An 11,180-nucleotide genomic window follows, 5' to 3' on the forward strand; every position below is an offset into this window, starting at 1 on the left:
AACATCGCTTACAGTTACTTTAGTTACACAAGAATAATTTTGTTTCTACCCAATTTTACCGTTCCTTGATCTTCCAATTGCTTGAGTAAACGAGAAACAACCACACGTGCTGTTCCTAACTCATTTGCCAATTGCTCATGAGTTATTGCAATTATTTTATTATCGGTTAGTTCTGCTTTTTTATAGAGCAGGTTCAGTAAACGCTCATCTACTTTTTTAAAGGCAATTGCATTTACAATTTCTAATAATTCTTCGAAACGTTTATGGTACAAGCGAAAAATATAATCTAACCATTGCGGATATTCCTTAATGAAAAGTGAAACCTTATCAATCGGTAAAAATAAAATTTCTGCATCTTCTTCTACTTCTGCTTTTACCTTACTTGTTTCATTGTGCATGCCACCTAAAAAAGACATGATACAGCTTTCTCCAGCTTTAATGTAATACAATAAAATCTCTCTACCATCCTCTTCGGTTCGGATAACTTTCATGCTCCCTTTAGTTACAATAGGGATAGCCCTGATGTGTGAATTTTCATTCAAAATAATGCTCCCAGCTTCATAATTTTTCATGATGCTATTGGCGTATAGTTTGGCAATCAATTCTGGTGATGATTTTAACTCTTCAACTTGATCGAGGTTTTGCATGAAGTAAAGTTAGGGAAATAAGTTTAAGGTTTGGCGTTTAAGGAATAGCGTTTGGCACTCTGCAGCCTTCCAGCTTTCCAATCTAAATCTAAGCTGCTGGCTTTGGCTTGTAAGTTGTAATCTGCTTAGCCATTCCTTTAAAAAGTACCAAATGAAAAGGAAACATGGCGTACCAGTAGACCCTGCCCCATAAACCATGTGGCCTAAATGTAGCAATTTGCGAAAGGTAAGATTTACCGTGAAATTGAATAATTTTAAGCTCCAACCAAGCTTCTCCAGGTACTTTCATTTCTGCGTAAAGCAGTAAACGATGATGCTCTTTATCGGCTAGTAAAACCCTCCAAAAATCTAAAACATCTCCGGCTTGCAAAGATGTGTTACTGGTTCTACCTCGTCTGGTGCCTACACCGCCAAACATTTTATCTAAAAAGCCGCGTAAGCTCCAAAGCCAATCTAAATAATACCAACCGCGGTTGCCGCCAATACCCCAAATGTTTTCGAAAACTTCTTCCGCTTTGCGCTCAAAAGGCATTTTTACTTTGTATTCAACCGTACCATTTTGTGGCACTTTAACTTGATCCATAAACGAAGTTTCTAAGTAGCCTCTGTTTAGGGCATCTTTCCAACTGCTTACGATCGAGTTTTGTTCAATTTTTTCGAATGCTAATGCCAATGCTTCCCGATAGGTAATGCATTTTTTAGGGACTACATTTTTTATATTATCATTGCTGCAAATTACCTCATTTTTCATGCTATCAACCAAACTTCTGGCTAATGAATAAGGTACTGCAGTTACCATGTTTAACCAAAGGGATGAAAGTTTTGGCGTTAAAACCGGAACGGTTAAAATCCATCTTTTTAAACCTCTTGATTCTGCATATTGCAAAATCATTTGTTTGTAGGTTAAAATATCTGGTCCGCCGATATCAAAAACTTGATCATAGGCTTTTTCATTACCTAAAACTCCACATAAGTATTCTAAAACATCTCTTATGGCAATGGGTTGGCATCTGGTTTTTACCCATTTTGGCGCTACCATAACCGGTAGTTTTTCTGCTAAATCTCTAATAATTTCGAATGATGCAGAGCCAGAACCAATAATAATCGCAGCTCTTAAAATGGTGTATGCAATTCCAGAATTCTTTAATTCATCTTCTACGGCTAAACGAGAACTTAAGTGTTTAGATAATTGTTCATCGTTCACAATTCCTGTTAAGTAAATGATTTGCTTACAGTTACTTTGCTTAATTTGAGTAACAAAATTTTGTGCTGATTGTAATTCTAAATCTGCAAAATCTGCGCCTTGGCCAGACATGGAATGCACCAAATAATAAGCTGCTTCTATATCGTTCGGAATATTTTTTAAACTCTCAGGATTTAATAAATCGCCAGTTATGATTTGTACTTTTTCGCCAAAATCACTTTCTAAAGCAAACCTTCGCGGATCGCGAACCATGCAAACAATCTCATGGCCTTGATCTAATAAAACCGGTAATAATCTTGTGCCGATATAGCCATTGGCGCCTGTAAGGAGAATTTTCATAATATTCAAATTAGTCGTCCGATGAATATTGGCAACTGTTTATATTCATCGGATGACTAACAAACAATCAACTTTGTTAAATTGTTATTTGCTTTTTAACTGAGGCTTAAAAGTATCCGTTTTAACGGTTGCCTTTAACTCATGCAAAATGTTGTATAAACCAAAATTAGTACGGTTAATATAAATAAAGTGCTTAACCCCACGAGCTTGTTTAAATTCTGGCATCTTGGCAATTTTTTCGCCATAACTGTATAAAGCTTCAAAAAATTCGTTCTCACTAAAATCGAATGTTGGTGTTACATAAGGTTTAGCAAAAAGTGAAATCATTTCTTTATAAGCTTTGTAATAAAACTCAATTTGCGCTGGCGTATCATTTGGCAAAATCATTTCTAACGCTCTAAAAGCCTTTATAGTTTCTTCTTTATTTTCGAATAAATCTGTAGAAGTAAGAGAGAAAAACGGCTCGTAAAAATCATCAGGCATTTCTTTAATGCAGCCAAAATCTATCGCCCCTAATTTTTCGTCTTTAGTAATTAAAAAGTTGCCAGGATGCGGGTCTGCATGTACTTTCCGCAATTCGTGCTGTTGAAAATTGTAAAAATCCCACAGCGCTTGGCCAATTTTATTTTTTAATTCTTGAGAAGGATTGGTAGCTAAAAACTCTTTTAAATGTTGTCCTTCTATCCAATCCATGGTAATAATTCTATTGCTAGAAAGTGCTGGATAATAATTAGGGAAAATCACATTGTCTAAGTTGTTGCATGCTTCAGCAAATTCGATAGAGCTCCTCACTTCACGCTCATAATCGGTTTCTTCTAGCAAACGTTCCTCCACTTCTTTAATGTAGATGTTCAGTTCTTTTTCGCTCATGCCCAATAAGCGAAACGCAAAAGGTTTTACCAGTTTTAAATCTGATGAAATGCTATCACCAACCCCTGGATACTGAATTTTTACAGCGAGTTTTTTGCCATTTAACTCGGCTTCGTGCACTTGGCCAATAGAAGCGGCATGGGTAGATTTGATGTTGAATTTATCGTAAATCTTCTCAGGCGTTTTACCGAAACTTTTGGTAAAAGTGCGTACAATAAGTGGTCCAGATAAAGGTGGTGCATTATATTGCGATTGCGTAAACTTATCTACATAAGCTCTTGGCAGGATGTTTTTATCCATGCTTAGCATTTGTGCAACTTTTAGCGCAGAACCCTTCAATTCACTTAATGAGTTGTAAATATCTGATGCATTATCCTCATTCAATTCATCTCTACTTAAACTAGGGTTGAAAATCTTTTTAGAATAATGTTTAATATAATTTCCGCCGATCTGGAAACCTGTTTTTACAAATTTAGCAGAACGCTCTACCTTGGTGGTAGGCATTGTTTCTTGCGTATTCATGCGTTGTTTTCTTTTTTATTGGTGTAGGAGGTTAGCGTTGATACATGCAATCAACAGCTGTTTAAAAGGAATTAATCCAGATTTAAAACCCCATTTTTTCTTTTAACTTTCCGTTTTGGCTTAAGAATTTACCGTATTCGAAAAGGTTATCAATTGGCGAACGCTGAAATAAATCGAAGGTAACTTGAATGCCTCGCTCGATTGCTTCATCAGTTTTTTCAAAACCATTGCTGTCATCATCTATCCAAAAATTAAGGATAAAAGCATACTGTACCCACAGCGCATCTTTGTAGCGTTTGGCAAAAAACTTACGATCAGCCAATTCGCCACTGGCTAATCCATCATTGATGATTTCTTCGGCAAAGTTTTCGAATATTGGCTTAACACCAGATAAAACCGCTGGCGTACCTAATTTTTTAGGCTGCTTTTTTAGACTGTAAATTACAAAACTCCTTTGGCTTTTTAGCAATTCTACATAGCTGTAAAAGAAAGATAACATTTTCTCACGAGATGAATACTGCTCCCAAAGTTCTTGTTTTTTAACTTCATCTATGGCTTCTACCGTAAGACCAAACCAAATATTCTTCTCAATGCTATCGAAAGAAGCGTAAAAAGCATAAAATTCGGCCTCTGTAATTTTTAACTTTTTAACAAAACTATAGACTGATTTTGGTTGCTCATCGTTTGTTAAAACATAGTCGATATAACCTTTTTTGATCTGTTCTTGAGTTGCCATTTTCTTTTTATTTAAAAACGTAAAAAATGTGGTGTTGGTTTGTGAAACCACTCAAAATTAAGACTTTATTTATCACGGATTTGCAATAAAAATTGTGTGGAATTGTTCTTTATAACAACTAAATCTCCCCAATTCGCTTATTCAAATAATTAGAAAACCTACTGTTTTTAGTTTCGCCAATTACCTGTTTGCCGTAGATACCCGTATGTCCTGAAAGCAGATAAGAAACCGTACAAGCAATGGCTACATAAACACCACATTCGCTGCCAAATAATTCAATAGCCATTAAAGTACAAGCAATAGGGGTATTGGTTGCTCCGGCGAAAACGGCTACAAAACCCATTCCGGCTAAAAGTGCTACTGGTAAAGGTAAAAACAGCGATAACGCACTGCCCAATGTAGCGCCAATAAAGAATAGTGGCGTAACTTCGCCACCTTTAAACCCTGCCGACAAAGTAAGTATCGTTAAACCCATCTTAATCGCAAAACTGTATGTTGGCATTTGTTGGTTAAAAGAATCTACAATAGTTGGTATACCCAAACCAATGTATTTTGTGGTACCAGAAAAGTAAATTATTACAACTAAAATTAGCCCTCCAATAAACGGTCGCAGTGGCGGATAGTTAATTTTGCTTTTAAAAATTGAGCTAGCAGAGCGTAAAGTTCTGCTAAAAGTTGCCGCACATAGGCCAAAAGCTGCACCCGCTAAAATGGCATAACCCAGGTTTAAGAACGAGATGCTTGGAACTAAATCAATATGGTAATGGGTATGTGGCGTGTTCCAAAGTTTGGTTACAATATCTGCAATAATGGCTGCGGCAAATGCCGGAAAAATAGAATTATATTTTACTCTGCCAATGAGGAAAACTTCCATCCCGAAAACTGCACCCGCCAATGGAGTTCCAAAAACAGAACCGAAACCTGCTGCAATTGCGGCAATAATTAACGTTTTCCTATCTTCTGAGTTAAGTTTAAAAGGTTTGCTAAACTGATCGGCAATGGCTCCAGCCATTTGTAAAGCGGTGCCTTCTCGCCCTGCAGAACCGCCAAATAAATGGGTTGCAATCGTACCAATATATACAAAGGGCATCATTTTAAACGGGATGGTTTGCTTTGGCTCATGAATGGTATCGATTAGTAAATTGTTGCCCGCATCAACATCCTTACCATAATAATGATAAAGTAAGCCAATACCTAACCCTGCAACAGGGAGCAATGCGATGATCCATAAATTAGCTTCACGGTAGTTGGTAACCCAATTTAATGACTGCAAAAATCCAGCAGATGCTGTACCAATTAAAGCCCCAATAATTAAACTAATGCAGAGCCATTTAATAATGTATGGCACAGTAGGATACTTTCTAAAAAAGTCGAAAGTGTTGATTTTAATTTTTTGCTTGCTTGATTTTTTCTTTTTTACTGACATAGCTTTCCTGATTAAATGTTTTGCATTTATAACCAGGCGTCATCAGCTTTTTGAGGGCGGTTCGAATAGGAAGACACCATTTCCTTGTGAACAAATTTAGGAATTATTTAGAAGAGTAGAATGTATTCTGAAAATTTTATTAGTCTGAGCTTGTCGAAGACCTTTTGTCAATCCTTCGGCCACACTCAGGATTGTACTCAACGATAGTCATCCGATGAATATCTGCAAAATGTATATATTCATTGGATGACTAACTATTTTTTGAATTAGCCCTCAAGCTTATACATGTTATCTCACTTCTCATATCTTATTTCAACCCCAACCTATGTTTTCTCAAAGTATCTTTTGCAATATCATAACCTGCATCTGCATGGCGAATTACACCCATAGCTGGGTCGTTATGCAAAACGCGTTTTATTCTAGCAGCTGCATCATCAGTTCCATCGGCAACAATTACCATTCCGGCGTGTATAGAATAGCCAATGCCCACACCGCCACCGTGGTGTAAAGAAACCCAACTTGCACCACCAGCAGTATTAATCAATGCATTTAAAATCGGCCAATCTGCTACTGCGTCAGAACCATCGAGCATTGCTTCAGTTTCTCTATTTGGAGAAGCTACTGAACCGGTATCCAAGTGATCTCTACCAATTACAATTGGCGCTTTTACTTTTCCTTCGGCTACCAATTTATTAAAAGCTAAACCAGCTTTTTCTCGTTCGCCTTGCCCTAGCCAACAAATTCTAGCCGGTAAACCCTGAAAAGCAATGCGTTCTTGTGCCATCATAATCCAGCGTTTTAAGCTCTCGTTTTCTGGAAAAAGTTCTAAAATCAATTTATCCGTTTCGTAAATATCTTGTGGGTCGCCACTTAAAGCTGCCCAACGAAAAGGACCTTTGCCTTCGCAAAATAACGGTCGAATGTATGCAGGTACAAATCCAGGGAAATCGAAGGCATCCTTAACGCCAACTTCTAATGCTCTTCCACGTAAATTATTGCCGTAATCAAAAGTAATTGCGCCACGTTTTTGCAATGCTAACATTTGCTGTACATGCTTTGCCATTGTAGCGTAAGAACGTCTGGTATATTCTTCTGGATTTTCAGCTCTTAATTTATTGGCTTCGGTGTTAGAAATTCCCTCTGGCAAATAGCCAATTAATGGGTCGTGTGCCGAAGTCTGGTCGGTTAACGTATCTGGAGTAATATTTCTATCGATTAATCTTTGTAAAAGTTCTACAGCATTACAAACTACACCAATCGAAATCGCTTTGTGCTCATTTTTGTATTGTAATGCTTTATCAATCGCTTCATCAATATCATAAGCAATCTCATCAATATATTTAGTTTCTAAACGTTTTTTGATACGCCATTCTTCAACATCAGCTGCTAAACAAACACCATTATTCATGGTAATTGCTAACGGTTGTGCACCACCCATGCCACCCAAACCGGCAGTAACATTTAAGGTTCCAGCCAGATTTCCATCGAAATGTTTTTTGGCCAGAGCGGCATATGTTTCATACGTTCCCTGTACAATTCCTTGTGAGCCAATGTAAATCCACGAACCTGCCGTCATCTGTCCGTACATTATTAAACCTTTATCTTCTAACTCATCAAAATGTTGTTGAGTAGCCCATTTGGGTACCAATTGAGAATTAGAGATTAAAACTCTCGGTGCATCTTTATGGGTTGGTAAAACACCAACAGGTTTGCCAGATTGGATGAGTAAAGTTTCATCATTTTCTAAGGTTTGAAGCGCTTTGATGATCAGCTCAAGAGCTTCTTTATTCCTGGCGGCCTTACCTCTTCCACCGTATACAATTAAGTCTTCTGGTCGCTCAGCAACCTCTGGATCTAAGTTGTTTAATAACATTCTTAAGGCAGCTTCTTGTACCCAACCTTTGCAGGTTAAGTTATTTCCCGTTGGTGTGTTCTTAATTTTAAGGTTTAAACCTTCGTTTATATTTGTGGTCATATCAAGGCAATGTTACAACTCAAATGTAAAAAAATATTGTTATTTGTTTAGGTTTGCATCAGAATTGAAAAAGCGACGTTTACATATTCAACAGATTTTAACCTTTGCACTGCTTTGGGTGTTTACGCTTGCCATAACGCCATGGAGTTCGCTACACCATCATGAGCAGCAGGTAACAGTTGTAGAAAAACATTGTACACACCACCTACATCTTAAAACAACGCAAGAAACTTGTTTAATTTGTAAGGCTCATTTCGAGAAAAACTATACCATTGATAAAACTACATTTATTACCTATCTAGAAGGTAACATATTTCATTTTACTGCAACAAATATCACGAGCTCTTATGCAGAGCTCGTATTAACTTCGTTAAGAGGGCCACCCGTTTTTTCGTAAATTTATATCCTATTACTTTAATAAAAATCTACAGCTATCTAAATCGTATGTCATAGTTTATCATTTGAACTTTGACAAAATAGCTAATCACATAGATTTTTGTAAAAGTAGAATTACACAAAACCATTACTAATCGTGATAAACGTATTTGCTTTTGCGATGATGTTTATCTCTAAAAATATTATTATGAAAAAGTTAGGCCTATTATTGGCTTTTTTGAGCGTGTTCTTTACGCTTCCGGCAGTTGCCGATTCGTTAGCGTCATTTAAAGGAAAAGTTATTGATGCTTCAACACAACAACCTTTAGTTGGTGCAACGGTTTATATCTCAGATTTAAAGGCCACCACAGTTACCAACGCCAACGGCGAATTTAGTTTTAATAACGTTCCATCAAGAGGCAAGTTTTTAATAGAAGTTAGGTATTTAGGTTATAAAACTGCATCGCAAATTGTAGATTTAGCATCAACACAAAACATTAATTTTTCCCTTCAAGCATCTGTTATAGAAAGTGCAGAGGTAGTAATTACCGGTACGCCATTTAGTGCAAATAACAAAACCAATAGTTTAGCCGTTGTTTCACTTAGCCGTGAAAAGTTAGCACAATCTGCTGGTACAAATATCATTGATGCATTGGCAAAGGTGCCTGGTATATCGCAGATTACTACGGGTGGTGCTATTTCTAAGCCAACCATTAGAGGTTTAGGTTACAATAGAGTTTTAACCATTGTTGATGGTGCGAGAGAAGAAGGCCAACAATGGGGTGATGAACATGGTGTGCAAGCAGATCAATTTGCAGCAGCAAGAATTGAGATATTAAAAGGTCCGGCAAGTTTGTTATATGGCTCTGATGCATTGGGTGGCGTGATCAATATTATTGAAGATTTGGTGCCAGCAGAAGGTGAGTTTAATGGAAATTTTACGACAAGTTATGGCGCAAATAATGGCTTAACAGCATCTTCACTAATGTTGCAAGGTAATGATAACGGTTTCGTTTATAGAGGTAGAGTTTCTTACAAAAATGCTTACGGCTATAGATATAAAGGTTTTAACGTGCCTAATTCTGGTTTTAATGAAACGAATTTTAGCGGGATGCTTGGGTTAAATAAAACTTGGGGATATGCGCATTTAAACTTGTCTCGCTTTAATACTAATGTTGGTTTAGTTGAGGAAGGACCTGATGCTGGTGGTAGTTATTTTGATGAAGATGGAAATGTGATTTCAAATCGTGACGCTCGAAAAAGAGAAATTGCCTTGCCTTTCCAAAACATCAATCATTATCGTGCTGCATTAAATAGTAACATCCTTTTAGGTGGCGGACAGTTAAAAAGTACGTTAGCTTTTCAGCGTAACATCCGTAAAGAGTTTGAAGAAAGTGCCGATGAGCCGGGCTTAAATTTAGGCTTGAATTCTTACACTTATGATGTGAAATATATTTTCCCTAACAAGGGAGTTTGGGAGCCAACGGTTGGTGTGCAAGGCATGTATCAAACCAATGTAAACGCTGGTGATGAATTCTTAATTCCAGATTATACTAGCAATAATATTGGTGCCTTTGTTTATTTAAAACGTAATTTTAAAAACGGTGCCATTAATGCAGGTGTGCGTTACGATTATAAAACAGTTGATGGTAAAGATTTATTTGAAGACGGTAATCAGGTTTTTACAGCATTTAATAACAACTTCTCTAACGTTTCTGGGTCTTTAGGTTTTGCTTTTGAGTTGGCTAAAAATCTAAACTTAAAAGGAAATGTGGGCTCTGGCTTTAGATCTCCAAATATTGCAGAATTAGGCGCAAACGGTAAACACGAAGGCACTTTCAGATATGAAATTGGTAATAGCGATTTAAAACAAGAAACCAGTTTACAATTCGATTTAGGTTTAGAGTATAACGCAGAAAAGGTAACTTTCGGTTTAAATGCTTACAGCAATCGCATTTACAATTATATTTATCCAGGTAATTTTAGCAGCGAAACTATTCCTTATGATGAAGAAGACGGTACAGTTAGTATTTTACCAGTTTATCGTTACGTGCAAACAGATGCGCAATTAGTAGGTGGTGAAGCTTCTGTAGATTTCCATCTAATCAAAGCCCTACATTTTGAAAATACTTTTGCTTACGTAAGAGGCAAAAACTTAGCAGATGATTCTGCTTTACCTTTTATACCAGCTGCAACATTGAATAATGAGTTACGTTTTGAACCGAACATTAAAGGTTTAAAAGACAGCTACATCAAAATTGGTTTAACAAATGTTTTTAAACAAGATCGTTTTGATGAATTTGAAACCCAAACTGATGGTTATACCTTGTTAGATGCTGGTTTTGGTACCTCATTAAAAATGAAAAATAGCAAAATTAATGTTTGGGTAACCGGACAAAACTTAACCAATAAACTATATTACAATCACCTAAGTAGATATAAATTAGCTAATATTTTTAACCCAGGTAGAAACGTTACTTTGGGTGTAAGTATTCCTATAAATTAGTTTACTGGTTCGTTAGTTCATTGGTGATGATTTTTCACTGGTTAACAATTAGAATAAGTAAGGGGTAGCAACCTAATTAAAAAGCTACAGTTTACAGATTTTTGCTGTACAGCTGTGGCTTTTTTGAAAATTTGTCAGTCTGAGCGTAGTCGAAGACTATTTAATTCAGATAAAATTATATTAAACCTTCCGCTATACTTAGGATGGTATCTTTAGCCAAAGTTTTGGAACAAAACATAATCTTTAGATTTTTTGAAAAGCAATTGCTGTAGCTTTTATCAACGTTAGTCGGGCTCTGCACTTCAATCTTTTACCCTAAATGTCCGCCGTGGCGGACATCTAGTAAAAGGATTTTCGCTACGATCCCGTTTATAAAACTTGGGCAATGCTGCTATTTGCTAAATGCCTAACCATAAATAGGAGCAAAAGCCTTTATTTTTAAACCCGGTTGTAGTGGAAATCTGAGCCTTGCAAAGAATGGATATGAGTTAACAAATATTGCAAGTCTGAGCGTAGTCGAAGACTATTTAATTCAGATAAAATTATATTAAACCTTCCGCTATACTTAGGATGGTATCTT

The 11,180-nt window shown here is 36.6% G+C and carries 8 protein-coding genes and 1 riboswitch; of the genes, 2 read left to right on the forward strand and 6 right to left on the reverse strand.

The window, feature by feature from the left end; genetic code table 11:
- Positions 1-23 precede the first annotated feature (23 nt).
- The 6 genes from AC07XU_RS06400 to hutU form a co-directional block, all read right to left on the reverse strand.
- Positions 24-647: a Crp/Fnr family transcriptional regulator gene (locus AC07XU_RS06400; protein WP_494942787.1), complete on the reverse strand. Its 624-nt coding sequence runs from the start codon at positions 645-647 to the stop codon at positions 24-26.
- 88 nt (positions 648-735) lie between these two features.
- A complete protein-coding gene (locus AC07XU_RS06405) occupies positions 736-2,190 on the reverse strand; it encodes an SDR family oxidoreductase (protein WP_494942788.1) in 1,455 nt (484 codons plus the stop codon).
- Positions 2,191-2,274: 84 nt separating this feature from the next.
- Positions 2,275-3,582 carry an ABC1 kinase family protein gene (locus AC07XU_RS06410; RefSeq protein ID WP_494942789.1) on the reverse strand — a complete coding sequence of 436 codons (1,308 nt, stop codon included), beginning with the start codon at positions 3,580-3,582 and terminating at the stop codon, positions 2,275-2,277.
- Positions 3,583-3,664: 82 nt separating this feature from the next.
- Positions 3,665-4,318, reverse strand: coding sequence for a TetR family transcriptional regulator C-terminal domain-containing protein (locus AC07XU_RS06415; protein ID WP_494942790.1), 654 nt, complete (start codon positions 4,316-4,318; stop codon positions 3,665-3,667).
- Between the two features lie 118 nt (positions 4,319-4,436).
- Positions 4,437-5,744, reverse strand: coding sequence for a voltage-gated chloride channel family protein (locus tag AC07XU_RS06420; protein ID WP_494942791.1), 1,308 nt, complete (start codon positions 5,742-5,744; stop codon positions 4,437-4,439).
- A gap of 26 nt (positions 5,745-5,770) precedes the next feature.
- Positions 5,771-5,837, reverse strand: a riboswitch (Fluoride riboswitch).
- 214 nt (positions 5,838-6,051) lie between these two features.
- Positions 6,052-7,719: a urocanate hydratase gene (gene hutU / locus AC07XU_RS06425; protein WP_494942792.1), complete on the reverse strand. Its 1,668-nt coding sequence runs from the start codon at positions 7,717-7,719 to the stop codon at positions 6,052-6,054.
- Positions 7,720-7,762: 43 nt separating this feature from the next.
- On the opposite strand from hutU, the gene AC07XU_RS06430 reads away from it, so the two are divergent.
- On the forward strand, positions 7,763-8,116 hold the full coding sequence (locus AC07XU_RS06430; RefSeq protein WP_494942793.1) for a hypothetical protein: 354 nt from the start codon (positions 7,763-7,765) through the stop codon (positions 8,114-8,116).
- Between the two features lie 186 nt (positions 8,117-8,302).
- Positions 8,303-10,600, forward strand: a complete 2,298-nt coding sequence (locus AC07XU_RS06435) for a TonB-dependent receptor (RefSeq protein ID WP_494942794.1) — start codon at positions 8,303-8,305, stop codon at positions 10,598-10,600.
- Positions 10,601-11,180: the final 580 nt, after the last annotated feature.

This window comes from Pedobacter sp. GW456-11-11-14-TSB4 (genome assembly GCF_059424425.1).